Source organism: Nocardioides sp. NPDC057772 (assembly GCF_042798075.1).
GTDB lineage: Bacteria > Actinomycetota > Actinomycetes > Propionibacteriales > Nocardioidaceae > Nocardioides.
Genome location: NZ_JBHVKN010000065.1, coordinates 1 through 24,570, shown reverse-complemented (window position 1 = coordinate 24,570; position 24,570 = coordinate 1). Strand labels below are relative to the sequence as shown.

The 24,570-nt window shown below is 69.9% G+C and carries 23 protein-coding genes; 6 read left to right on the top strand and 17 right to left on the bottom strand.

Annotated elements, in window-relative coordinates; translation table 11 throughout:
• Window positions 1-207: 207 nt before the first annotated feature.
• Genes ACFVJS_RS13230 through ACFVJS_RS13220 form a run of 3 tightly spaced genes read right to left on the bottom strand, consistent with a single transcriptional unit; the run spans window position 208 to window position 1,767 of the window.
• A complete protein-coding gene (locus ACFVJS_RS13230) occupies window positions 208-786 on the bottom strand; it encodes an NUDIX hydrolase (RefSeq protein WP_378880597.1) in 579 nt (192 codons plus the stop codon).
• A gap of 19 nt (window positions 787-805) precedes the next feature.
• A complete protein-coding gene (locus tag ACFVJS_RS13225) occupies window positions 806-1,135 on the bottom strand; it encodes a YnfA family protein (protein WP_378880595.1) in 330 nt (109 codons plus the stop codon).
• The gene (locus tag ACFVJS_RS13220; protein ID WP_378880593.1) at window positions 1,132-1,767 is read right to left on the bottom strand and encodes a histidine phosphatase family protein; all 636 of its coding nucleotides are present in this window, start codon (window positions 1,765-1,767) and stop codon (window positions 1,132-1,134) included. Before ACFVJS_RS13220 ends, ACFVJS_RS13225 begins: the two co-directional genes overlap by 4 nt.
• An 85-nt stretch (window positions 1,768-1,852) precedes the next feature.
• Here ACFVJS_RS13220 and ACFVJS_RS13215 point away from each other — a divergent pair, with 85 nt between their 5' ends.
• Complete coding sequence (locus ACFVJS_RS13215; protein ID WP_378880590.1) at window positions 1,853-2,806, top strand: helix-turn-helix transcriptional regulator; 954 nt, start codon at window positions 1,853-1,855, stop codon at window positions 2,804-2,806.
• Window positions 2,807-2,814: 8 nt separating this feature from the next.
• Here ACFVJS_RS13215 and ACFVJS_RS13210 read toward each other — a convergent pair whose 3' ends face one another.
• The 11 genes from ACFVJS_RS13210 to ACFVJS_RS13160 all read right to left on the bottom strand — a co-directional run bounded on the left by ACFVJS_RS13210 (window position 2,815) and on the right by ACFVJS_RS13160 (window position 16,951).
• Window positions 2,815-4,185: a cytochrome P450 gene (locus ACFVJS_RS13210; RefSeq protein WP_378880587.1), complete on the bottom strand. Its 1,371-nt coding sequence runs from the start codon at window positions 4,183-4,185 to the stop codon at window positions 2,815-2,817.
• A gap of 112 nt (window positions 4,186-4,297) precedes the next feature.
• The gene (locus ACFVJS_RS13205) at window positions 4,298-5,503 is read right to left on the bottom strand and encodes a hypothetical protein (RefSeq protein ID WP_378880584.1); all 1,206 of its coding nucleotides are present in this window, start codon (window positions 5,501-5,503) and stop codon (window positions 4,298-4,300) included.
• Between the two features lie 154 nt (window positions 5,504-5,657).
• Window positions 5,658-6,383 (bottom strand): TetR/AcrR family transcriptional regulator, encoded by a 726-nt coding sequence (locus ACFVJS_RS13200; RefSeq protein ID WP_378880581.1) that lies wholly within the window; start codon window positions 6,381-6,383, stop codon window positions 5,658-5,660.
• Between the two features lie 272 nt (window positions 6,384-6,655).
• Complete coding sequence (atzF, locus tag ACFVJS_RS13195) at window positions 6,656-8,353, bottom strand: allophanate hydrolase (RefSeq protein ID WP_378880580.1); 1,698 nt, start codon at window positions 8,351-8,353, stop codon at window positions 6,656-6,658.
• Window positions 8,350-12,030, bottom strand: coding sequence for an urea carboxylase (uca, locus tag ACFVJS_RS13190; protein ID WP_378880577.1), 3,681 nt, complete (start codon window positions 12,028-12,030; stop codon window positions 8,350-8,352). Before uca ends, atzF begins: the two co-directional genes overlap by 4 nt.
• Complete coding sequence (locus ACFVJS_RS13185; RefSeq protein WP_338144058.1) at window positions 12,027-12,761, bottom strand: urea amidolyase associated protein UAAP2; 735 nt, start codon at window positions 12,759-12,761, stop codon at window positions 12,027-12,029. The genes uca and ACFVJS_RS13185 overlap by 4 nt, the downstream gene beginning before the upstream one ends.
• 53 nt (window positions 12,762-12,814) lie before the next feature.
• Window positions 12,815-13,582, bottom strand: coding sequence for an urea amidolyase associated protein UAAP1 (locus ACFVJS_RS13180; protein WP_378880573.1), 768 nt, complete (start codon window positions 13,580-13,582; stop codon window positions 12,815-12,817).
• A 557-nt stretch (window positions 13,583-14,139) separates the two neighbouring features.
• Window positions 14,140-14,934 carry an HAD family hydrolase gene (locus tag ACFVJS_RS13175; RefSeq protein WP_378880570.1) on the bottom strand — a complete coding sequence of 265 codons (795 nt, stop codon included), beginning with the start codon at window positions 14,932-14,934 and terminating at the stop codon, window positions 14,140-14,142.
• Window positions 14,935-15,015: 81 nt separating this feature from the next.
• Window positions 15,016-15,711 (bottom strand): cation transporter, encoded by a 696-nt coding sequence (locus ACFVJS_RS13170; protein WP_378880566.1) that lies wholly within the window; start codon window positions 15,709-15,711, stop codon window positions 15,016-15,018.
• Complete coding sequence (locus ACFVJS_RS13165) at window positions 15,708-16,616, bottom strand: cation diffusion facilitator family transporter (RefSeq protein WP_378880563.1); 909 nt, start codon at window positions 16,614-16,616, stop codon at window positions 15,708-15,710. The genes ACFVJS_RS13170 and ACFVJS_RS13165 overlap by 4 nt, the downstream gene beginning before the upstream one ends.
• The gene (locus ACFVJS_RS13160; RefSeq protein WP_378880560.1) at window positions 16,616-16,951 is read right to left on the bottom strand and encodes an ArsR/SmtB family transcription factor; all 336 of its coding nucleotides are present in this window, start codon (window positions 16,949-16,951) and stop codon (window positions 16,616-16,618) included. The genes ACFVJS_RS13165 and ACFVJS_RS13160 overlap by 1 nt, the downstream gene beginning before the upstream one ends.
• Window positions 16,952-17,246: 295 nt before the next feature.
• Here ACFVJS_RS13160 and ACFVJS_RS13155 point away from each other — a divergent pair, with 295 nt between their 5' ends.
• Window positions 17,247-17,825, top strand: coding sequence for a TMEM165/GDT1 family protein (locus ACFVJS_RS13155; RefSeq protein WP_378880557.1), 579 nt, complete (start codon window positions 17,247-17,249; stop codon window positions 17,823-17,825).
• A gap of 32 nt (window positions 17,826-17,857) precedes the next feature.
• Here ACFVJS_RS13155 and ACFVJS_RS13150 read toward each other — a convergent pair whose 3' ends face one another.
• Window positions 17,858-19,090, bottom strand: coding sequence for an RNA polymerase sigma factor (locus tag ACFVJS_RS13150; protein ID WP_378880556.1), 1,233 nt, complete (start codon window positions 19,088-19,090; stop codon window positions 17,858-17,860).
• A 1-nt stretch (window position 19,091) separates the two neighbouring features.
• Window positions 19,092-19,469: a YciI family protein gene (locus ACFVJS_RS13145; RefSeq protein WP_378880553.1), complete on the bottom strand. Its 378-nt coding sequence runs from the start codon at window positions 19,467-19,469 to the stop codon at window positions 19,092-19,094.
• A 178-nt stretch (window positions 19,470-19,647) separates the two neighbouring features.
• Between ACFVJS_RS13145 and ACFVJS_RS13140 the strand changes: the two genes are divergently transcribed.
• Window positions 19,648-20,469, top strand: a complete 822-nt coding sequence (locus tag ACFVJS_RS13140) for a nicotianamine synthase family protein (protein WP_378880552.1) — start codon at window positions 19,648-19,650, stop codon at window positions 20,467-20,469.
• On the opposite strand, the gene ACFVJS_RS13135 is transcribed toward ACFVJS_RS13140, so the two are convergent.
• A complete protein-coding gene (locus ACFVJS_RS13135; protein WP_378880549.1) occupies window positions 20,466-21,350 on the bottom strand; it encodes an LLM class flavin-dependent oxidoreductase in 885 nt (294 codons plus the stop codon). The two genes, ACFVJS_RS13140 and ACFVJS_RS13135, sit on opposite strands and share 4 nt — an antisense overlap.
• A gap of 151 nt (window positions 21,351-21,501) precedes the next feature.
• On the opposite strand from ACFVJS_RS13135, the gene ACFVJS_RS13130 reads away from it, so the two are divergent.
• The 3 genes from ACFVJS_RS13130 to ACFVJS_RS13120 all read left to right on the top strand — a co-directional run bounded on the left by ACFVJS_RS13130 (window position 21,502) and on the right by ACFVJS_RS13120 (window position 24,471).
• On the top strand, window positions 21,502-21,927 hold the full coding sequence (locus tag ACFVJS_RS13130) for a YciI family protein (protein ID WP_378880545.1): 426 nt from the start codon (window positions 21,502-21,504) through the stop codon (window positions 21,925-21,927).
• A 27-nt stretch (window positions 21,928-21,954) separates the two neighbouring features.
• Window positions 21,955-23,184, top strand: a complete 1,230-nt coding sequence (locus ACFVJS_RS13125; protein ID WP_378880542.1) for an RNA polymerase sigma factor — start codon at window positions 21,955-21,957, stop codon at window positions 23,182-23,184.
• A 72-nt stretch (window positions 23,185-23,256) separates the two neighbouring features.
• Window positions 23,257-24,471 carry an Nramp family divalent metal transporter gene (locus tag ACFVJS_RS13120; RefSeq protein ID WP_378880539.1) on the top strand — a complete coding sequence of 405 codons (1,215 nt, stop codon included), beginning with the start codon at window positions 23,257-23,259 and terminating at the stop codon, window positions 24,469-24,471.
• Window positions 24,472-24,570: the final 99 nt, after the last annotated feature.

Sequence of the window (24,570 nt, the reverse complement as noted above, 5' to 3'; positions counted from 1 at the left end):
GGGGGGGGGGGGGGGGGGGGGGGCCCGGGGGGGGGGGGGGGGCCCGCCCCCCGCCCTGTGGGCCCGCGCGCGCGCCCGGGGGGGAGCGGCGCCCGCGACGGCACGTACCAGAGATCTCGTCATACTGAGGGATATGGACGGATCTCGACAGACCGCAGCCGACCATCCGCGAAGGATGGTCGGCTGCGGCGCTTCCGTGACCGGCCGTCAGGCCGGGACCGTCGACTCCTCCACCCAACCGCCATCGGCAGGATCGCCAGGCGCGGCGGAGGTCGACTCGCGACGTACCTCGGCGTCCTTCCACAGATCGAGGAGCACCGCCGGCCAGATCTCCTCGTCGGTCGACGCGAGCTCGGCGCGGGTCCACCAGCGGTACGCGGCCATGGTGAGCTGCTCCTCCTCGGTGTGGCCGGCGGTGGAGACCTCGAAGGCCGGCACCCAGCACGCGAAGAAGAAGTCCTGCTGTTCGATGACAACGTCGCTGTAGCCGTGCACCACGGTCCGCTGCATCGTCGGCCCGATCAGGTCGGCCTCGGTGATCCGCAGCCCCGTCTCCTCCTCGACCTCGCGCACCGCCGCGGCCACCGCGCTCTCGCCCTCGTCGATGCCGCCGCCGGGAGTGATCCACCACCGCAGGCCCGGGATCCCCGGATCGGAGTCCGCGAAGAGCAGGATCCGGTCGCGATCGTCGATCAGGAGTACGCGGGCTGTGCTGCGGCTGCGGCGCGGCCGCTCCTCCGGCGGGACGGGGACGAAAGTGCGCGGGGAGTCTTCCTCGGAGACCATGGCCCCATCCTCGCCCACGTCACCCACGTGGCGCGTACATGATCACGCCCATCCCGGCCAGGCACAGCGTCGCTCCGGCGATGTCCCACCGGTCCGGCCTGTAGCCGTCCATCGCCATCCCCCAGGCGATCGAGCCGACGACGAAGACCCCGCCGTACGCAGCCAGGATCCGTCCGAAGTGAGCGTCGGGCTGCAGCGTGGCGACGACGCCGTAGAGGCCGAGCGCGATGAATCCCGCGCCCACCCAGAGCCAGCCGCGGTGCTCCCGCAGGCCCTGCCAGACCAGCCAGGCGCCGCCGATCTCGGCGACCGCCGCCAGCGCGAAGAGCAGGAGGGAGCGGAGGATCAAAAGCCGTCGCCGATCAGGTGGGCACCACCCAGCGGGTCGTTGTTCCAGGAGATCGTCGTCCAGCCCTCCTCAGGACTGCCCTCGACGACCGCGAGGCCCGTGTTGCGGATCCGGTTGTCATCGCCGAAGGCCGGCGACCGGGTGGTGCGCAGCCCGGTCCACATCCGGATGGCCGCGCCGTGCGAGACGATCGCGACGGTGTCGTCGGGCTCGTGCTGCTTGACGACCGCCTGCACGGCGGCGTCGAAGCGAGCCAGGAACTCGTGACCGGCCTCGCCACCGGGGACCGGGGTCTCGAGCGTGCCCGCGATCCAGTCGGCGAGCGCCTCGAGATAGGCCGTCACCGACTCCTTGTCGGTGGCCATCTCGAGATCACCGGCGTTGATCTCCTCGAACCCCTCCTGCACCACGACCGGCAACCCGAGCCGGGCGGCGAGCGGCTGAGCGGTCAGCTGCGTACGCACCAGCCGGGAGGCGTAGAGGCCCGCGATCCGCTCCCCGGCCAGCGCGTCAGGCACTGCTGCGGCCTGGGACATGCCGAGCTCGGTCAGCCCGGCCCCGGGGAAGGCAGTGTCGAGCGCCCCAGAGACGTTGCTCGGGGTCTGGCCGTGTCTGATCAACAGAAGTCTCATATGCCGGTAAGGGTACGGGACCCACCCCGTCGGGAGACACGGACTACTCTGAATCCGGACGAACTACTTCCGGGAGCCGCCACCGATGGGACACGACGAGAGCCCGACCGCTCGGGCGCTGCTCACCCTCGAGCTGCTGCAGTCCTCCCCCGGCATCACCGCCGAGCGGCTGGGCGAGAGGCTCCGGGTCACCGAGCGCGCGGCCCGCCGCTATGTCGCGATCCTGCGGGAGGCGGGGATCCCGGTCGAGTCCGAGCGGGGTCCCTACGGCGGCTACCGCCTGGGCCGTGGGATGCGTACGCCACTGATCTTCACCACGGCCGAGGCCCTCGGTCTGGTGATGGCCCTGCTCGACGGCCACCACGACATCGCCGACGCCACCGGACCGGTCGGCAGCGCCGTCGGCAAGATCGGCCGGGTGCTGCCCGAGTCGCTGGCCCAGACGGTGGCCGCGGTGCGGCGTACGATCTCGGCAGTCCCTGACCAGAGCGCCGTCTCGCCCGACCCGGACATCACCACGAGCCTGGTCCAGGCCTGCGACTCCCGGCGGCGGACCACCATCGCCTACACCACCGAGAACGGCAACGAGCGCAAGATGGTCGTCGACCCGTGGGCGGTCGTCGTGCGCCACGCGCGCTGGTATCTGCTCTGCTGGTCGCACACCGCCGACGCTCGTCGAGTGCTCCGGGTCGACCGGATGAGCGCGGTCGACCTCGAGGAGACCACCTTCGTACGTCCCGAGATCGACCCCGTCACCGAGGTCGAGGAACACCTCGGCGAGGGCTGGGCCTATGCCGTCGAGGTCGTCTTCGAGGCCCCGTTCGAGCAGGTGGACCGCTATCTTCCGCGCGTCCTCGGCCGCCTCGAACCCATCGACGAGACGAGCTGTCGTCTCGTCGGGAGCACCAACAGCCCCGGGTGGTACGCGCAGGAGCTCGCCCGCCAGGCCGTCCCGTTCCACGTCGCCGAGGGAGACGAGGTACGCCGCTGCGTCGCCGAGCTCGGCCAGCTGTTGCTCGAGGCCGCTCAGCCCCGGTGAGGCGAGGTTCAGGAAAGACGCGCCGGAAGGTGGGAGTAGCCCCTGAGGATGCGGGTGGGGTGACGCTCACGGCCGTCGACGAGCCGGAGGTCGGGGAAGCGCTCGAAGAGGAGCCGGAGGCCGACCTCTCCCTCCATCCGGGCCAGGGCCGCACCGAGGCAGAAGTGGCGGCCGCTGGAGAAGGAGATGTGGTCGCGAGCGTTCTCCCTGGTCACATCGAACACGTGCGGGTCGGTGAACACGGCCGGGTCGCGGTTGGCAGCGGCGAGGATGGTGTTGATGATCGTGCCGCGAGGGATCGGCTCGCCGGCGATGACCGAGTCCCGGCACGCGACCCGGCCGGTCAGCAGCACCGGCGGATCCAGGCGGAGCACCTCGTCGGCAGCGTTGGACCACAGCTCGGGACGCTCACGCAGGATGTCGAGCTGTTCGGGGTTGTCGTGAAGCAGCGCGATCCCGTTGCCGATCAGGTTCACGGTGGTCTCGAAGCCGGCCGCGAAGACCAGGCCGGCGATCGCGCGCAGCTCGTGCTCGCTGAGGCGGTCGCCGTCCTCACGCACCGCGACGAGCTGGCTCAGCAGGTCGTCACCTGGATGGGCGGCGATGTGGTCGAGGTGTCCGCGTAGCCAGGTGTCGAACTCCTCCAGCGACGCCTCCATCCCCCGGAACGTCCCCCAGTCGAGCCCGATGTCGAGGCTCAGCGCGGCGCCCTTACCCATCTCGAGCATGCGTTCGCGCAGCTCGACCGGCACCCCGAGCACCTCGGAGATGACCGTGATCGGCAGCAGCCCGCAGTAGCGCGTGACCAGGTCGACCTCGGAGGACCCCGCCTTCTCCAGATCGTCGAGGAGCTCACGGGCGATCTCCTCGGTGCGATCCCGCAGGCGTTCCACGGCCTTGACGGTGAACACGCGCGTGACGAGCTTGCGGTAGCGGGTGTGCGCCGGCGGCTCGGTCGCGAGCAGCGACGGCGGCTGGATCGGGTTGAACACGTCGCTGGCCGCCCAGGTGCCGGCCTTCGCCATCCATCCGCCGCCCGCATCGGGCGCGAAGAAGCCGGTCACGAAGTCGGGGCTGGTCAGCACCTCGCGGATGACCGCCTGGTCGGTCGCGACCTGGCTGAACGCGCCGCGATAGAGCGGCCCCTGCGCGCGCACCTCCTCGAAGAGGTCCACCAGGTCGAAGGTGTGCGACCCCGGTCCGCTGAGGATCAGGTCGCCCTGGAGGTCGCCCTTCTTCGCGGACCGGGTGATGACCGTACGCGGCAACCCGTGTCCCAGCACCCAGCGCACACCCTGCTTGGCGGTGCGCTCCACCGTGTGGAGCGTCCGGCCGGCGATCTTGGACGTGCGGACCGGCGGCGTGATCTTGAGCGGCATGCGAAACCTCCGAGGCGCAGGAACACGTTCTTGTGCAGCGTACGACGGACGGGAGTCCCACACATCCGACCCTGGTAGCAATTCAGTCCTGTATCGAACCCACCGGCCCAGATCAGCGCCGCACGAACTCGCGATCGCCCTTGGGCCAGGAGTGGGTGTAGCCGGTGACCTTCGCGGCTCCTTCGACCCGGACGCTCCACTCCGCGTGCCCGGAGGCGACCGGCTTGACCACGACGAGCTGGTTCGGCTCGGTGATCCTGACCGTACGCGTGAACCGCTCCGGCGCGCCCCACGGGTCCATCGCGATCGTGGCTGTCACCGGAAGCCGGCTGGCGTCGATCCGCAGCCCGATGGCCTCGGTCATCGCGATCGCCTTCACCGACAGCGTCCTGGTCGGCTGAGGCGCCGGCTTCTTGGTCGGCTTGGGCGTCGGGGTCGGCGTCGGCTCGACGCGCACCGAGGACGCCGTCGCGCTCGGCGACGGCGATGCCGACGGCGGCTCGATGATGTCGTCACTGGCCCCGGCGGTCGGCTCCGACTGCTGGCTCTGCGGCTCCTTCTTGTCGGAGGAGTCGGCGTCCGAGCCGGTCACGACGCCGCGTACGACCTCGTAGATCAGGATCAGCAGGAGCACGCAGGCGACGACCAGCACCACCTTGCCGCGACGGGTCATCCGCGACCGTCGGTACGGGCCCGGTTCCATGTGGTGCAGCGGCACGAGCGGTCCTGTTGCGCGCACGGGGACCCGCTCGGCGACGGCCTCGGGCTCGGGTTCGGGCTCGGGTTCAGGCTCGGGTTCAGGCTCGGGTTCAGGCAGGGGCGCGGGTGCCGGCGGAGGCGCTGGCATGGGCGCAGGCTCGGGTTCCGGTTCGGGCTCGGGCTCCGGTTCGGGCTCGGGTTCGGGCTCGGGCGCAGGCTCGGGCTCCTCGACCACGGGCGCCGGCACGGCCAGGATCGGCGGGACGTACGGCTCGGGTTCGGGCTCCGGCTCCACCTCGCCCTGGATGACCACCGGGGTGATGGCGGTGGGAAGCCAGGCAGCGCCTGGGACGTCGTCGGGCGACCCGTAGCTCCCGAAGACCTCGAGGGTCTCGACGTCGGTGACCTGCCCGTCGGGATGGACGACCATCCGGACCCGGGCCTCGTCGTCGGTGGCGACGACCTGGACGGGCTTGCGGCTCGGCCCGGCGAGCTGCTCGCGTACGGCACGGATGCCCGCCTGGTGCGGGTCCTCACCCCACGGACGATCGACCACCAGGCCGTTGAGCGTCGTGACCCCGCGGGTGACGGAGAGGATGGCTGTCTGCTTCCGGGCCATCAGCGGCCTCCGGAAGGGTCGGTGCACACGTGTGGGGGGTCCTCGTCGTGGGGGAAGCGGGCAAGGGCTCGGAAAGTTTGTCGTTCAACCCTTGTCGGGGCAACTCACACGCGCAAGCCCTACCCACGATTTACTGTCTTGTCAGGCTGCCTCGTCAGGCGAGCTCGCGGACCCGGTCCTCGAGGAAGTCGTCGAGCATGTCCACGGCGACCGCGTTCGCAGCCTGGATCTTGTCTTGGGTGACACCGCAGATCCGTAGGCACGAGGAAGCGATCGCCCACGCCTCCGGGCACGAGATCCGCCGGACCTCGCCCTCGGTGATCATCTCGGTGCGCATCCTGATGACGCCCTCGACCTGCTGGATGAGCATGTTGCCGAGCTGCTTCAGGCCGACACCCTCGAGCACCTTCTCCGAGGCCACCTTGCTGGCGAGATCGGCGTAGGCGCGGGCCAGCTCTTCGTGTTCCTCGCGGAATTCGGTGTAGACCTCGCCATTGGTCACGTCCGGCAGCATGTAGAGCATTCCGACGTTGTGCGGCACATCCGCAAGTGTGCGTACGTCGACGAGAACCAGCAGATAAAGCGCGGTCTCATAATCGAGCGGCGGCACCTGGTTGAGGATCTTCTCGACCTTGTCCGTGGTCGGCCGAACCGACTTACGGAGCAGCTCGACGAGGATCTCGTCCTTGCCTGCGAAGTGGTAGTAGAGAGAAGCCTGACGGATGCCGACCTGGTCGGCGATCTCGCGGGTGGACGTCGCCGCGAAACCCTGGGACACGAAGAGTCGCGCAGCGGCATCGAGGATCTGGTCACGTGGTGAGGCAGTACCCGAATCGGGCACATGCCTGGGGCGGCCGGGCCGAGAACGCCTAGTTGTCATGTACGCCATCTAAGCGGCCTCCCGAGTTTCGGGGAAGATTCGAAAGAGTCTTCTTCCCCTAAGGAATAGAGTCGAAAGTCCCACGGGAGGGTTGAATTCCTTGTCAACAAAGTGTATGGCGTGACGAACCATCAGACATGGCACAGCATCCTCCCGGGGCGATAATGCTGGCGGAATTCTGCTTAGTGTGACGGGGATTCTGCGCACTGAACAGGGTCGTGTGCCATCAGGAGGAATGACCCCGGTCCCGTAACCGAAATCCCCGTGGAACGTTAAAGGCCCTGCTCAGACCGGTAACGGCGCCAACCTCCGTGCGTCGAGATGTCCGCGGCCCCGTCGACCGCGAACGGCTCGACGAGAAAACCCGACACCGACGAGCCGTCCTCGAGGATCACCTTTCCGATCGCCATCGGCGCAGGTACGCCACCCACGAACGCCCCGAAGCCGGCGGCCGGGACGCGCCAGAGCTCGCCCTCGATCCGCACCCCGGTCCCGGCACCGCCCACCCGGACCAGCCCGGGCTTGGGCGGGTCCGTGTCCAGTGCGAACAGCCGGTAGTCGGCCGAGGTCGATGCCTGGCGCAGCAGCGTTCCTCCCGCCTCGACGAGCTGGTGGTTGAGCGGCATGCCCGTCAGGTGGGCGCCGACGACGAAGAGATCGACGGCCGGGCTGAGCAGGGTGTGGCCCAACGCCGCCAGGGTGCGGTCGCTTCCCGCAGCGCCGGTCAGCATCACCCCGAAGGGCAGTCCGCCGACCTGGCCGGCCGGGACCGCGAGCGAGGCCATGTCGAGCAGGTTCGCGAAGTTCGTGTAGCGGCCCAGGCGCGCGTTGGCACCGACCGGATCCACAGCCACCTCGGCCAGGGTGGGATGGCCGGTCGTCGTCGGTGTCAGCAGCGCCGCGCAACCGGCGAGGGCCGCCCGACCCTCGGCCCCGAGCCGAGCCAGGTGGGCAACGTCGCGCGCCCAGTCGGCCGCGCTGGGCTTCGCCCCGGCGAGGACGATCCCGGCGACCGTCGGGTCCAGGTCTGTCCCGATGAGGTCCCGGTTGGCTTCGAGGTGGGAGCCGACCGCGGCGTACCTCTCGGCGACGAAGGCACCCTCGTAGAGCAACCTGGCGGCCTCGAGCAGCGGCGAGATGTCGGTCTCGACGACCTCGACACCCGCGGAGGCCAGGCGCGCGACCACGGCCTGGAACGCATCGGACCAGCCCGCGGCGAGCCCGTCGAGCTGCTCGCCGGTGGGCACGGCCACGCGCGGCGACGGCGGTGGCCCGGCATCCGCCGGCAACGTACGCGACAACGGGTCCGACGGGTCAGGACCGGCCATCAGCTCCGCCGACGCCCGAGCCGACCCCAGATCCCGGGCGAAGACGGTGACGCAGTCGAGCGTGTAGCAGGCGGGCACGACACCGGTGACCGGCACCAGCCCGCGCGACGGCTTCACCCCGACGATGCCGTTGAGCGCCGCAGGCACCCGTCCGGAGCCCGCGGTGTCGGTCCCCAGCGCGAGATCGACCAGGCCGAGGGCGACCGCCACCGCCGATCCTGACGAGGACCCGCCCGAGATCCGGGTGGGGTCCCAGGCGTTGCGGACCGCGCCGTACGGGCTGCGGGTGCCGACCAGTCCCGTCGCGAACTGGTCGAGGTTCGTCTTCCCCACGACCAGCGCGCCGGCGGCACGCAGCCGAGCGACGGCCGTGGCGTCGACGGACGGCGAGTAGGCGTAGGACGGCGCTCCGGCGGTCGTCGGCAGGCCGCGGACGTCGATGTTGTCCTTGACCGCCAGCAGACGCCCGGCCAGCGGCAGCACCTCGCCGCCGGCCACCTTCGCGTCGATCGCGGCGGCCTCCTCGAGCAGGTCCTCACGCGGACGCCGGGAGATCCAGATCTCCGGTCGGTCCGAGACCTCGATCCGGTCGAGTGCCTCGGCGGCGCGGGCGACCGCGCCACCGGGAAGCGAAGGGATCAAGACGCGGCCCCGTCGACAGGCCGCACCGCGGCGATGACCTGCCCCGGCACGATCTGCTCGCCCGGCTTCACGTAGATCTCGACCACCTCGCCGGCGACCGGCACCGGGACGCTCGCCTCCATCTTCATCGCCTCGACGACCATCAGCGAGTCGTCCTGCGCCAGCCGCGACCCGCGGCTCGCGACGACCTTCCAGACCGTCGAGGTGAACGGCGCGGTCACCTGCACACAGCCCTCGGGTACGTCGACCTCCGACGGGTCGCCCCGTGTCTCGAGGCGGTCGCAGATGTCGAACTCGCCGGCCGCCTTCCAGCGCTCGCGCTCCTCGTCGAAGGCGGCGGACTGCTGGTCGCGGAAGGCCGCGATCGAGTCCGCGTTGGCGGTCAGGAAGCGGTCGTACTCCTTGATCGAGAAGGTGCCCTCTTCGGTCTCGAACTCGCCGCGCCCGGCGTCGACCTCCGCCCGCAGCTCGAGGAGCTCGTCGGCGGAGACCGGGTACCACTCGATCCGGTCGAAGAACCGCAGCGCCCACGGGTCCTCGTGGAAGAGCCCACCGGCCGACGTCGACCTCCGGAACCGGTTGAAGACCTGCGTCGTCCGGCCGACCAGCTGATAGCCGCCCGGCCCCTCCATGCCGTAGATGCACATGTAGGCGCCGCCGATGCCGACCGAGTTCTCGGCCGTCCAGGTGCGCGCCGGGTTGTACTTCGTCGTCACCAGCCGGTGCCGCGGGTCCAGCGGCGTCGCGACCGGGGCGCCCAGATAGACGTCACCCAGTCCGAGCACCAGGTACGACGCGTCGAAGACGGTCCGGTGGACCTCCTCGACCGAGGCGAGCCCGTTGATCCGCCGGATGAACTCGATGTTCCACGGCGCCCACGGGGCGTCGTCGCGTACGCCGGCGGTGTAGCGCTCGATCGCCTCCCTCGTCGCCGGGTCGTCCCACGACAGCGGCAGCCGCACCCGCCGCGAGGGCACGGTCAGCTCCGAGGTGGCGGGCAGGTCCTCCTCGAGCTCACGCAGCAGCCCGGCGACCTGGCCTGCCCGCAGCACCGAGGAGTCGGTGTGCACCTGCAGCGACCGGATCCCGGGCGTGACGTCGATGATGCCCGCCGGTGCGTGCTCGGCCAGGGCCGACTGCAGCGCGTGCACCCGCATCCGGAGACCCAGGTCGAGCGTCATCGGGCCGTACTCCACCAGCACGGAGTTGTCGCCGCTGCGCCGATAGGTCACCTCCGGCCGTGCCGGCGTCCGGGGCAGCCTGCCCAAGACCCCGTCGTCGCCGTCCCCGCCCGACCCGTGGGTCACCGTCAGCGAGGATCGGTGGTTGACCAGCCCGGCCGCCTTGCTCTCCCGCACCGGCACGAACCGAACTGTGTCCCCTGGACGCAGCTGTCCGATCTTCCACAGCTCGCCGCTGGCGACGACCGCCGGGCAGACGAAGCCACCCAGCGAGGGACCGTCGGGGCCGAGGATGATCGGGGTGTCTCCGGTGAAGTCGAGCGACCCCACCGTGTAGGGCGTGTCGTGGATGTTCGACGGATGCAGCCCGGCCTCGCCACCATCGGCTCGGGCCCAGGTCGGCTTCGGCCCGATCAGGCGTACGCCGGTCCGAGCCGAGTTGTGGTGCACCCGGTACCTCGCCGAGTAGAGCTGGTCCAGGTCCGCCCGCGTGAAGAACTCCGGAGCGCCGTGCGGACCCTCGGTCACACCGATCTCCCAGGTGTTGGTCAGCGCGGGCCGCCGCGACACCGGCGTCGCCGCCGGCTGCGCCTGCGGGTCGACCGCGGTGCCCGGCCGGAGCACGTCACCGCGCTGCAGCGTACGTCCGGCGTGCCCGCCGAACCCGCCCAGCGTGAAGGTCGAGGCGCTGCCGAGGTAGCCCGGTACGTCCAGGCCGCCCCGGACCGCGATGTAGGTCCGCAGCCCGGGCCCGTCGGCGCGGCCGAGCGTCAACGTCGCCCCCGCGGGGAGCTCGATCGGCTCCCACTGCGGGGCAGGGACGCCGTCGACGCTGACCGGCATGGGGGCACCGGTCACGCAGACGACGGCGGGATCGGAGAAGACCAGCGTCGGCCCTCCGGCCGTCGTCCTGCCGGTCGCGAGCGGCACCGTGACCTCGAGCCCCGGAGCACCGCGGTGGTTGCCGACGGCCAGGTTGGCCTCGGCGAAGGAGACCGGGTCGAACGGACCCGACGGGGGTACGCCGACCTGCCAGTAGCCCACCCGGCCGGGAAGATCCTGGACGGTGGTGAGCACACCCGGGTCGAGGACGTCGATGCGGGGATCGGGGTCGCCCCCGCTGCCGTCCTTGGCGCGCTCGGCGAGCGTCGACGTCGAGTGGGTGGCCGAGCGGAGCTCGGCGTACGTTGTCATCGCGCGCAGCGCCGAGACGTTGGTGACGATGCCGTCGATCCGGGTCTGCGCGAGCGCGGAGCCCAGCGTGTCCAGGGCCTCGTCGCGGGTCGCGCCGGTGGCGATCACCTTGGCGAGCAGCGGGTCGTAGTGGGGCGAGACCTCGAGACCTGTCTCGATCCAGGAGTCCACCCTGACCGTATCGGACGGCTCCGGCAGGACCGCACGCGTGACCAGGCCGGAGGACGGCATCGAGTCCTTGGCCGGGTCCTCGGCGTAGACACGTGCCTCGACGGCGTACGCCTGCGGGGCGGGGCACTTGCGGAAGAGCTCGTCGGGCAGGGCGGTCACCCCGTCGCGGGCCAGCCGCAGCATGAGCGCGACGATGTCGATGCCCATCACCTGCTCGGTGACCGCGTGCTCGACCTGGAGCCGGGTGTTCATCTCCAGGAAGGAGATCTGCTCGCGACCCGGGTCGTAGACGAACTCCACCGTGCCGGCCGAGCGGTAGGAGACCGACTTGGCGAGCTGGCGCGCGGAGTCGTGCAGAACGGTGCGTACGTGCTCGGGAAGAGCCGGCGCGGGCGCCTCCTCGATCACCTTCTGGTTGCGGCGCTGCAGCGAGCAGTCGCGGTCGCCGAGCACGGCGACCTGGCCCTCCCCGTCGCCGAAGATCTGCACCTCGACGTGGCGCGCGGGCCGCACGAGGCGCTCGAGGAACACTCCGGCGGTACCGAAGCTGGTCTGGGCGAGCCTGGCGACCCGTTCGAACGCGACCCGTACGTCCTCCTCCGAGCTGCACGCGGTCATGCCGATGCCGCCACCGCCGCCGGTCGCCTTGACCATCACCGGCAGCCCGATCCGGGCCGCCTCGGCGGCCGCCTCGTCCGGACCGGAGAGCAGGCCCGTGCCGGCCAGCATCGGCACCCCGGCGTTCTCGGCGAGCCGGCGGGCCGAGTGCTTCTCGCCGAAGGCGCTGATCTGCTCCGGGGTCGGGCCGACGAACCGAAGCCCCGCTGCCTCCACGTCGCGGGCGAAGGCAGCGCTCTCGGACAGGAAGCCGTAGCCGGGATGGAGCAGCCCTGCGCCGGTGCGCAGGGCTGCCGCGATGATCAGGTCGCCGCGGAGATAGGAGTCCCGTGCGGGCGCCGAGCCCAGGCAGACGGCCTCGTCGGCCTCCCGCACGTGTGGCGCTGCCCGGTCGGCCTCGGAGAAGACCGCGACCGTACGCATCCCGAGCTCGCGCGCAGTGCGCATCACCCGGCGGGCGATCTCCCCTCGGTTGGCGACCAGGACGGTGTCGAAGGACGGACCATCCGTCATGCGTCAGCCTCGTAGTCGACATCCGGCTCGGACACGATCATCCGCAGCGGCGTCGGGTTGAAGTCGTTGCAGGGGTTGTTCATCTGCGGGCAGTTCGAGATCAGGACGAGCGTGTCGATCTCGGCGCGCAGCGCGACCCGCTTCCCGGGCGCGGACATGCCGTCGACGATGCCGAGAGCGCCGTCCTCCTCGACGGGCACGTTCATGAACCAGTTGATGTTGGAGACGATGTCGCGCATGCCGAGGCCGTGCTTGGCACCCTCGGTCAGGAAGTTCTCGCGGCAGCCGTGGTGGTACATCACGTGGTGGCCGTAGCGCAGCGTGTTGGACTCGCGCGAGCAGGCGCCGCCGATGGTGTCCTGGCGGTCGATCTCGTTCTCGATGACGGTCATCAGCGCCCGACCGTGGTTGCTGCGCAGCACCGTCCCGGTGCGGATGTAGGCGTTGTCCTGCCAGGCGAGCGTGTCCGGCGCGCTGTAGCGCTCGTCGGTGTCGTGCGCGTTGTAGAGCAGGCAGTCACCCGACTGGTTGCCACCGACATCGACGATCGTCAGCACCTGACCGGCACGTACGACACCCGACCACGACGCCCGCGGGGCGACCTGCTCGTCCAGCACGACGGCACCCGGCACCAACGGACCACCCCACTCCAGTGGACTGCCGTCGGCGTACGACGCCCCGACCGGGACGCTGGAGACCAGCTGTCCGTCGGGCGTCAGGTAGGTGGTCACGGGAACAGGAACAGTCGTCACAGGCCTCATCACCGGGTTGTCGATCGTGGTAGTCACAGGCCCCGAGCCTCCGCATAGTCGAGTGTGTTCAGATACGCCCGCCGCACCTCGGGAGTGGCGTCGAAACGCTCGTCAGCCGGGGTGGTCGGGGTGGTCTCCGGCGTACGCCAGGCGTGCACGCGCAGCGGCCCGACGATGTACTCCGGACGTGGATCCCGCGGATGCGGGACGTTGGCGATCAGCACGATCAGGGGCAGCTCCGCCACGAGCTCGACCGAGGTACCCGCCCCCGACGAGCCGAACCAGTCGAAGGACCCGTCCTCGGCCACCCGGACGCCCTGGAAGAAGGAGACCGAGGGCGGTACGTCGGCCGGCCCGAGCCCGTGCTTGGCGGCCGCCTTCACGAAGAGGTCGCGGCCGGCGGGCGCGGGCCCCTCCGGCAGCGCGGTGCCGTAGCGCAGCGCGTTCCAGGCGGCGGTGCTCGTGCCGCAGAAGGCGTCATGGCGGCCCGAGGTGTCGCCGACGATCGTGGCGAGCACACGTCCGTCCCCCGAGAGCAGCGGGTGGCCGGTGCCGAGGTAGGCCTGCCACGGGATCTTCTGGGTGTCGGCGACGTTGAGGCGCTCGGTCGGCTCGAGCGCGTTGTAGACGAGGGTGTGGGCGCAGGCCTCGCCGGTCGGGTCCTCGAGCCGGAGCCGCGTGCCGCGGGCGAGGACCTTGTGGGTGTAGCTTCCGGGCGCGACCGTCTCGGCCCAGGTCAGGCTCTCCGGGTCGACGTCGTCCGGACAGAACGGGCTCGACGATGCCGGTAGGTACGGCATCCAGTCGCTGACCTGCCCCCCTTGCGCGCGAGCATCTGCCCGTGCGTTCAGCACCGTGTCCGTGCTGTGGTCTGCAGCTGGCGCCACCCGGGTCCTCCTTGAAACATGATTAACCTGTCGACTGACAGGTAAGCATGTAGGTCAAGGGCGTCGGGGGCAAACCATGACTGTTGGAAACCTGAGTCCGAAATGTGGGGTCGGAGACGGCGAGATTCTTCCCTGTCGGTCGATCGATTCTTACCGTTTTCGACGGGAACTGGCTAGGGGGCAAGGACCATTTACTGCCGAATTCACGCGTGCGGTGCCGCCTGATGGAGCGTTCTTTCCACGAGCGATGCCCACCAGTCGAGCACAGAACCTGTCAAAAGACAGGTAACAGGATGGGTGTGATATCGGACACCGATCCGATGGCGATCCGGAACCGTGCCGAGGAGCGGACCGAATGGCCGGAGGATCCCGGATTCGGCTGACATCGACCACGAGGAGTGGGACCCTGACCCGGACCGCGCAGGCACCTCAGGACGACGGTCGGTCGGCTTCCCGCCCTCGACCGGAGATCAGCGGGACGATCTCTTGGAGCCCCACGGGACCACATTGCCGGAGACGAACGTCCGCGATTCGGACCCGTCGCGCTGAATCGGGAGCCCGACCATGCCGACGAGCTCCGACAGGTCGCTGATCGTCGGTCCGCTCCACTCGGGATCCAGGTCGAACGCCGCGGCCGCGTCGCCCTCCTCGCGCTCATCGAGCCCCCGGGCCCGGAACCTCACCGCTCGCATCCCGACCGCCTCCGCCCCGCTCAGCTCCCGGTCGGCCCCGTCCCCGACATACACGCACTCGCCGGTCCGCACCTCCAGCGCCGCCGCGGCGACGAGGTAGGCGCCCGAATCGGGCTTGCGTACGCCGGTCTGGCAGGAGAACGAGACCGCGTCCAGGTGTTCCGCGAGCGGGCTCTCCGGCCAGATCGCGACCGTGTCGGCACCGCAGTCGGCGACGAGGCCGAGCTTGAACCCACGTTTGCGCAGCGACTTCAGTGCCGGCAGCGCCCACGTCGCGGCGTGCAGGGAGAGCACGTAGTTCAGCCGCCGCGTGATCGCGCTCTCCACCTGCGACTCCGTAGGCGACCCGCCAACCCGTCTGGCCAGGTAGCGCACGGTGTGGTGGACGTCGGCCATCAGGCCGCGTACGCGTTCGTCGAAGGTCTCCTCGACCGCGGCGACGAACGCGTCCGGATCGACGCCGAGGTCGGCGCCCATCGCCCTGGACACCGCTGCGTGCTCGGCAGGATGACCGCTCGGGACGAGCGTGTCGTGCAGGTCGAAGAGGACCGCGCGCACCCCGGCCTCGTCCATGATCTCAGCGTAACCAGGTTCGAATCTTTGCTGGAGAAGTTCGATGAATCCGTAAGGATTACGTCCAGCAGCGGTTTCCGGTCAGCAGCAGCGACAGCCCTCGCCGGCTCGGCCGTCGTCGAAGAACGCCTCCTCCGGCGAACAGCAGACCTCGCCTCGCCAGGCGTTCACGCCTTGGCGGACCGCGATGGCGGCGATCGCCAGTGCGGCGAGAGAATCGGCCCACCACCAGCCGAGCGAGCTGTTCAGCACCAGGCCGAGCAGGAGTGCGGCCGACATGTAGGTGCACAGGAGCGTCTGCTTGGAGTCGGCGACGGCGGAGTCCGAGCCGAGCTCGGTGCCCGTACGTCGCTGCACCCATGAGGCCAGCGGCATGACCAGCAGACTCAGCGCGGCCATGCCGATACCGACGTTCGAGTGCTCCACCGCCTGGCGCGCCGCCAGCGCGGCGACAGCGTCGAAGCTCACGAAGGCGGCGAGCGCGAAGAACGAACAGGCGATCACGCGCAACGCGGCCTGCTCACGCCGCTCGTGGTCACTGCCCGCGAACTGCCAGGCGACCGCGATCGCGGAGGCCACCTCGATCCCCGAGTCGAGCCCGAATCCGACCAGCGCGGCGGACCCCGCTCCGACACCGGCGGCTAGCGCGACGACCGCCTCGATCACGTTGTAGGCGATGGTGAAGACCACCAGCAGCCGCACCCGGCGTACGAGCACCGCCCTCCGCTCGGCGATGGGACCGGAGATGACGAGCTCGTCGGACCGCCCGGCGCTCACCACCTGACCTCGAGGCACTGCGGCGTCGGAGCGGTCTCGGTCTGCAGCGTCGCGTGCTCGATCCGGTGCTCCACCGCGAGCATCCGTTGGGCGCGGGCGAGGATGTCCTGGGAGTCGGCATCCTCGGCGAGCTCGAGGTGCGCCGTCGCGACGTTCATCCCCGAGGTCAGGGTCCACACGTGCAGGTCGTGGACATCCTCGACACCCGGAATCGACGTCAGGTCGGCGACGACGGCATCGACCTGCAGACCGTCCGGGATCTCCTGCCCGAGCACGGCCAGGACCTCGCGGCCCAGCACGACGGCCCGAACCGCGACGAAGAGCCCGATGGCCACGGCGATCGCGGTGTCCCACAACGGCTCGCCGGTGAGCGCGACGATCGCGCCCGCCACGATCACGCCGACGCTGCCCGCGGCGTCTGCGATGACCTCGAAGTAGGCGCCCTTGACGTTGATCGACTCGGCGGCGCCGGCCCGCAGCAACAGCATCGAGACGACGTTGATCACCAGACCGACCGCACCGACCGCCAGCATCACGCCTGTCTGCACTTCGGTCTCGGCGCCGATCCGCCCGACGGCCTCCACCACGACGTACACCGCGACCCCGAGCATGATCAGCACCGTCAGCCCCGAGGCGAAGACCTCGGCGCGGTAGGAGCCGTAGGTGCGCCGGCCGGTGGTGTCCGGCCGTGCCGCGATCCTGGTCGCGAGCAGCGCCGCACCGAGCGCGACGGCGTCGGCACCCATGTGTCCGGCGTCGGAGACCAGCGCGAGCGAGCCCGACCACACGCCGGCGACCAGCTCGACGACCAGGAAGCCCGCGACCAGCACGAAGGTGATCGCGAGCCGCGACCGATACCTACCGCCGGCGTGACCGCCGGCCCCGTGTCCGTGTCCGTGTCCCATCAGCAGCATCCCAGCTCGTCGGCATCGGCGCAGGCGGCCTTGTCGGTGACCAGGACCAGTCCGTGGAGATCGGCCAGAGCGTGGGCCACGCGCTGGTCGACCAGCTCGTAGCGCGTACGCCGCCCCTCGGGAACGGTCACCACCAGACCGCAGCCGCGCAGGCACGCCAGATGGTTCGACACCGCCTGGCGCGTCGCTCCGAGCGAGTCCGCCAGCTCGGCCGGGTACGCAGGTCCCTCGCGCAGTCGCATCAGGATCCGGGCCCGGGTGGGGTCGGAGAGCGCGTGGCCGAAGCGCGCGAGCGCATCCAGGGAAGCTGTCGTGGTCGTGACCATGGCCTGACGGTACATCGTTTTCTGGATTCAGCAAATCATGTACTAAGACCGGAGGTGACCCAGAGCACACCCGTACCGACTGGGAAGCACCTCGATCGGTGGCCTAGACTCGAGGTCACGAAGGGGAGTAGTCCTCAACAGTCGCGTCGACACACTGGCCTCTGCGCCCGGCGCGATCGGCCACGAAGTGGCGGACGAGACCTTCGACCAAGCACCCGTATCAACACGACGGTGCTGGTCGAAGGACGCTGCACCCTCACGGGATTCCTCCGGCCGGCGCCGGAGAGGAACCCCTGTGTACGCCTTCCTGCTGTCGACCGCGGTCATCTTCGTCGCCGAGCTCGGCGACAAGAGCCAGCTCATGGCGATGACCTTCGCCACCCGCTACCGCGCTCGCGACGTGATCCTCGGGATCACCGCCGCCACCGCGATCGTCCACCTCGCCTCGGTCGCGATCGGTGCGCTCATCGGGGACGCCTTCGCCGAGCACCAGCACTACATCACCATCGTGGCCGGGCTCGCCTTCCTGGTCTTCGCGGCATGGACCCTGCGAGGCGACGAGCTCACCGAGGACGAGGCCCAGAAGGCGCGCAACAGCCGGGGCATGGCGATCATCGCCGTCGGCATCGCGTTCTTCCTGGCCGAGCTCGGCGACAAGACGATGCTCGCGACGATCACCCTGGCCACCCAGGAGGGCTGGCTCGGCACCTGGATCGGCTCCACCGTAGGGATGGTCGCCGCCGATGCCCTCGCCATCGGTGTCGGGGCGCTGCTGGGCCGCAACCTTCCCGAGAAGGTGATCAAATACGGCGCCGCCGCACTGTTCGCGATCTTCGGGATCATCCTCGTCCTCGACGGCGCCGTGCAGATGTGATCCGTCAGCTCTGATCCCACAGCTACGGGACGTCACGACTGGTCGAGCGCCTCGACCCGGCGGTTCAGGTAGCGCTGCTCCGGCACGCTCTGGGTCAGCCGCGCCGCCAGCACATAGTGCTCCCGGGCCGTCGCGAGGTCGCCGGACTGCTCGAGCAGGTGCGCCAGCACGGCATGAGCCCGGTGGTGCCGCTGCATCGCCGGGTGCTCCAGCAGGTCACGTACGATCTCGATGCCGTGCTCAGGACCGAGGCTCATCGCCACGGCGACAGCCCGGTTGAGCGTGACCGCCGGCGAGGGCGCGACCTGGGCCAGCATCCCGTAGAGCAGATTGATCTGGAGCCAGTCGGTGGCTTCGTACGACTCGGCCTCGGCGTGGACCGCGGCGATCGCCGCCTGCAGCTGGTAGCGGCCCACCGGCCCCTCGGGCAGCACCTCCTCCAGCAGCGAGACGCCCTCGCGGATCAGCTCGCGGTCCCACTGCGAGCGGTCCTGGTCCTTGAGCGGGATCAGGTCGCCGAGGTGGTCGACGCGCCCGCGGGAGCGTGCCTGGGTCAGCAGCATGAGCGCGAGCAATCCAGTGGCCTCGCCGTGTTCCGGGAGGATGCCGCGCACCATCCGGGTCAGCCGGATCGCCTCGTCGGTGAGCTCGACGCCCTGCAGGTCCGGGCCGCTGGTGCGGGTGTGGCCCTCGTTGAAGATCAGGTGGCAGACGTCGAGCACGCACGCGATCCGCTCGGGCAGCTCGTCGGGTGCCGGCGAGCAGAACTCCTCGTCCTTCAGCGTCGCCCGGGCCCGGCTGAGCCGTTGCCCCATGGTCGCCTCCGGAACCAGGTACGCCGCCGCGATCTCCGCCGTCGTCAGACCGCCCACGCACCGCAGCGTGATCGCGACCTGGGACGGCCGGCGCAGCGCTGGGTGGGCGCACATCATCATCAGCCGGAGCGAGTCGTCGTAGGCCGAGCCGATCTCCGGAGCCGCCGGATCGGGGTCGTCGAGCCGCCGGGCCATCCCGTCGGCGAGCTCACGCCGCGTCCGGGCCGAGTCCGCCCGCAGCTGGTCGATCAGCCGCCGGTGGGCCACCCGGATGAGCCACGCCCGCGGATCGGACGGCAGCCCGTCGCACGACCAGCGCTGGCTGGCCGCGATCAGCGCCTCCTGGGCGGCGTCCTCACAGTCGGGGAGGTCGGGATGGACCCGGAGCAGGGCGCCGAGGACATGGGCGGACTCCTGCCGCCACACGTCCTCGACTCCCGTCACCGTCATGTCAGTAGGTTGCCACCGGCCGCAGCTCGACCGTCTCACCGGGGCCACTGAAGCTGCGTACGACCTCTTCGGCTCGTTCCTGGGACTCGACGTCGATCAGGAAGAACCCGGCCAGGTGCTCCTTCGCCTCGGAGTAGGGGCCGTCGGTGACAACCGGCTCTCCGGAGTCCCAGCGGTAGAGCTTGGCCGAGGCCGGATCCGCGAGCGCCTGACCACCGAGAAGCTCACCGTTGGCCGAGAGCTCCTCCAGGATCCCCTCGAAGGCGGCGTTGAGCTTCTCCCTGGCCTCCTGCGGTAGCGACTGGAACTCGGGGACGAAATCACCGGTCGGGTGACCCCACGGCTGCGGGTTGGAGTGGATCAGGATGACGTACTTCATGACTCTTCCCTTTCGTAGTCGCCTTCCGTAGGCGTGCTTACGGGGGATACGTCGTAGCCGGTCGGCGTAGTTCTACATGGTCCCAGAAACGGGGCTCAGAAACTTCCGTGCCGCGGAGTGGGTCTACGCGGTGGAACTCTCTGCAGCGGCCGTCGCCGATATGGAAGGGTGGCCGCTTGTGAATCCGGGAGCGTTCGAAGCAGTCGACGAACGCCTGGTCTCCACCCTCGACGATCTGCTCGACCAGCAGTCGCTGGCGCCCGGCATCGTCGTCAACGCTCTCTTCAACCGGCTGGTGACCGCCGTGCTGAGCGTGCCCGAGTCGGCCGCCGACTCCGTGCTGGCAGCCTTGCCGCCGTCGCGCTCTCCCGAGGTCTTCCGGGCGGTGGCCTCAGCCGGCGAGCACGCGCTCGAGCGGGTCTGGGCCGACCGGATCGCGCGCTCCCCCGACCCGTCGGCGGCGTTCGCCCAGTTTCCCTACCGCGAGAACTACCGGCTGCTCGTGGAGATGGAGCTGCAGGCCGTACGCCGCCAGGGCGTCACGCCACGGCACGTCCTGCTCCTCGGGTCGGGGCCGCTGCCACTGACCGCGCTCTGCCTGGCCGAGCACGGCATCGCGGTGCACTGCGTCGACCACGACGCCGAGGCGATCCGGCTTTCCTCCGCCGCCTTCGGACGCCTCGGTGCCGCCGGGGTGACGTTCGAGCACGCCGAGGCCGCGGCCGCCACCCCACCGTGTCCCGTCGACGTCGTGCTGCTCGCCGGCCTGGTCGGCTCCGACGACGCCGCCAAGGCCGACGTGCTCGGCAAGGCGGTCACCCACCTCGCCCCGAACGGCCTCGTCCTGGCGCGGAGCGCCCGGGGGCTGCGTACGCTGCTCTATCCGCGGGTGGGCCCCGAGGCGCTGGCCGGCCTGACCGTGGTGGCCGAGGCCGACCCCGAGGTCGACGCCCCCGGGACCGACGTGATCAACAGCGCCATCCTGGCCCGGCCGGCCTAGAGAACCGGGTCGAGCACCTCGGCCTTGAGCTGGGCTGCCCGCTCGATCCGCTCCGCACCGGTCTCCCCGAGGTTCCACGTCGGCAGGATGAACTCGTCGAAGCCGGCCTCGACGTAACGGCCGACGAAGTCCTGAAGCTCACCGGCGGAGCCGGTCTGGGTCCTGGCGAAGCCGGGATTCGCGCCGTCGAGATCGAGCATGAGGTTGGTGGTCGTCCTGATCGTGGACGGATCGCGGCCGACCTGCTCACAGGCCTCCAGGAGCTTGGCCCGCACCGCGCCCGCGCTCTCGGGCGTGCCCCACGTGTTCCACTCGTCGGCGTGCCGGGCGACGACCCGCAGCATCCGCGGACCCTTGGCGCCGACCAGGATCGGCAGCGGCGAGGCCACCGGCTTCGGCTCGCACGGCGCGTCGGTGATCTGGAAGTAGGTGCCCTCGAACGTCGTCCGCGGCTTGTCGAGCAGCGATCGGGTGACCTCGATCGCCTCCTCGAACCGGTCGACGAGCACCTTCGCGCCCGGCAGGTCGATGCCGTAGGCCTTGTGCTCGTTGATCTGCCAGCCGGCGCCCATGCCGAGCACGAAGCGACCATCGGCGATGTGGTCGATCGTCGCGGACCGGTTCGCGAGCAGCGCGGGGTGGTGGATCGTCGTCGGCGAGACGAGGGGCCCGATGCGTACGTTCCGGGTGGTCGCGGCCAGCGCCGGCAGGATCCCCCAGACCTCGTGCATCGGACCGTCGTCGATCTCCTCGGTGCCGGTGTTGGGCATGTAGTGGTCGGCGACCCAGACGCCGTACCAACCGGCTTGGTCGGCCGCCTGCGCCTCGGCGAGGATGTCGGCGGCGGGAAAGACGAGGTTGGGCCACAGCGAGATCTTCACGATCCCAACCTACCCAGAAACCCAGGTGGTCGAGCCCGTCGAAAACTCTTCAGAAATATTCTTGGCAAGGTTGTCGATCCCGCGTAGACCTCGTTCGACCAAGGGGTGAACGGGCCGGCAAGACGGCCCGACCGACACAGGAGAAACCGAGATGCCGAAGTACATGCTGATCTGGCGCACCGTCGACGCGGACAAGATGAACGCCGCCATGTCCGAGATCCCCTTCGAGGAGATGCTCGAGAAGATGGGCCGGATCAACGACGAGCTCATCAAGGCCGGCGTGCTGCTCGCCATGGAGGGTCTCGACCCCGACGAGCACACCGTCGTCACCTATGGCGACGCCGACCAGCCGGTGGTCACCGATGGCCCCTACGGCGAGACCAAGGAGCTCTTCGGGGGCTTCTACCTGATCTCCGTCGCCTCGAAGGAGGAGGCCATCGAGTGGGCCAAGCGGATCGGCTACTTCCCCGGCTCGGCCATCGAGATCCGCCGGGTGCCGACCATCGACGAGTTTCCGCAGGACAACCCGTGGATCCAGCAGGAGCTCGAATGGCGGACCAAGAACGGGCAGCTCTGAGGACCGAGATCACCGCAGGAGACACTGATGAGTGACGCGACGCGCGCCGTCGAGGCGATCTGGCGAATCGAGTCCGCCCGCATCGTCGGCGCGCTCGCGCGCTACACCGGCGACTTCGCCCTCGCCGAGGACGCGGCCCAGGAGGCGCTCGCGGAGGCGCTGACCTCGTGGCCGCGCGACGGCCAGCCCGCCAACCCGGTCGGCTGGTTGATGACCACCGCCAAGCGGCGGGCGATCGACACGATCCGCCGCGCCGGCGTCCAACGGGAGAAGTACGAGGCCATCGCCCACGGCCAGGACGAGGCGTACGACGACGACCTGGATGTCGAGCGGATCGACGACGACGTGCTCGCGCTGATGTTCGTCTCCTGCCACCCGGTGCTGTCCAAGGAGGCCCGGGTGGCGCTCACCCTCCGGGTCGTCGGCGGTCTCAGCAGCGAGGAGATCGCCCGGGCCTTCCTGGTGCCGGTGCCGACGATCCAGGCGCGGATCACCCGCGCCAAGAAGACGATCGCGGCCGCGAAGGTGCCCTTCGAGGTGCCGTCGCCCGACGAGCGCCGGGAACGACTCGCCGGGGTGCTCAACGTCCTCTACCTGATCTTCACCGAGGGCTCCACCGCCACCTCCGGCGAGGATCTGATCCGCACCGACCTCGCCCGCGAAGCACGGAGGCTGACCCGGGTGCTGATCGGCGTACTGCCGGACGAGCCGGAGGCGTACGGACTGCTCGCCCTCATGGAGCTCACCGCCTCGCGCTTCCCGGCCCGCATCGACGCCGCCGGCAACCCCATCCTCCTCGAGGACCAGGATCGCGCCCGGTGGGACCAGGGCGCGATCCGCCGGGGCCGAGCGGCCCTCGAGCAGGCGACCCCACGAGGTCTCGGTCCGTATGGTCTTCAGGCCGCGATCGCCGCCACGCACGCGGCCGCCGACTCGGTGGAGACCACCGACTGGGAGCGGATCATCGTCCTCTACGAGGCCTTGGGCCGCATCGCGCCCAACCCGATCGTCGACCTCAACCGTGCCGTCGCGGTCGCGATGACCCACGGCCCGCTGCGAGCGCTGGAGATCGTCGACCGGATCGCCGAGGACAAACGGCTCGACCACACCCATCTGCTCCCGACCGTACGTGGCGAGCTGCTGCGCCGGCTGGGCCGAACCGTCGAGGCGCGGACCGAGCTGGAGCGGGCGGCATCGATGTGCGCGAACGAGCGCGAGCGAGCCGTCCTTCGGCAAAAACTCGCTGATCTTCCCTAAAACGGGGTATACCTGTCGCTCATGTCACAAGCAGCAAGGACCGAGGCGTCCGAAACCCCACGCTGGCGGATCTTGGGTCCTGGCCTTGTCGTAGCCGCGACCGGCGTCGGCGCCGCCGACCTGGTCGCCACTCTGATCGCAGGCAGCAAGTACGGCTACGCCCTGCTCTGGGCCGTCGTCATCGGCTGCGTACTGAAGGTCGTGCTGGTCGAGGGCGCCGGCCGTTACAGCCTGGCCACCGGCGAGACCATCTTCCAGGGATGGCGACGTCTGGGCGTCTGGACGACGGTCTACTTCGGCCCCTACATCGTGATCTGGGGCTTCATCTACGGCGCCGCGGCGATGGCCGGCACGGGCCTGGCCCTGACCGCTCTGTTCTCCTCGGCCTCCGTGAAGCTCTGGGGCATCCTCTCCGGCCTGATCGGCCTCGCGATCGTGTGGACCGGTCGCTACGGCCTCTTCGAGAAGTTCCTCGCCATCCTGGTCGGGATCATGTTCGTGACCATGGTCGGCGCCGCCCTGGTCACCCTGCCCAACCTCCCCGAGCTCCTCACGGGCCTCGTCCCCACCATCCCCGAGGGCTCGCTGGTCAACATCCTCTCGGTCGCCGGCGGCGTCGGCGGCACGATCACCCTGGCCGCCTACGGTTACTGGCTGCGTGAGAAGGGCTGGCACACGCCGCAGTTCATGCGCGTCATGCGGATCGACAACACCACCGCGTACGTCGTCACCGGCATCTTCGTGGTCGCCACGCTCATCGTGGGCGCCGAGCTGCTCTACTCCGCCCAGATCGCGATCGGCACCGGCGACCAGGGCATGCTCGACCTGTCCAAGGTCCTCGCCGACCGCTACGGTGACTGGTTCGGCAAGCTCTTCCTGATCGGCTTCTGGGCCGCGGCGATGTCGTCCCTCGTCGGCGTCTGGAACGGCGTGAGCCTGATGTTCGCCGACTTCATGGGCACCATCCGTGGCAAGGCCGACGAGCCCGAGGCGAAGAGCGGTGGCCTCTGGTACCGCGCCTACATCCTCTGGCTCACCTTCCCCCCGATGATCTGGATCCTGGTGGCCGACGAACCCGCCTGGCTGATCCTGATCTACGGCGTCCTGGGCGCGTTCTTCATGCCGTTCCTGGCCATCACGCTGCTCTGGCTCCTCAACACCGGCCACACGCCCGCGGAGTGGCGCAACAAGTGGGTCTCCAACATCGGCCTCATCATCTGCGCCCTCCTCTTCGCCTGGCTCGCCTTCGACCAGGTACGCACCTCCATCTCGGACCTTCTCGGCTGACGCCGAGTCGGCCCGAACTGACCGAAAACCCCGCCGAGTCGGCCCGTCAATGACGGGCCGACTCGGCATTTGGACGGTTACGCCTGCGCCTTGCCGATC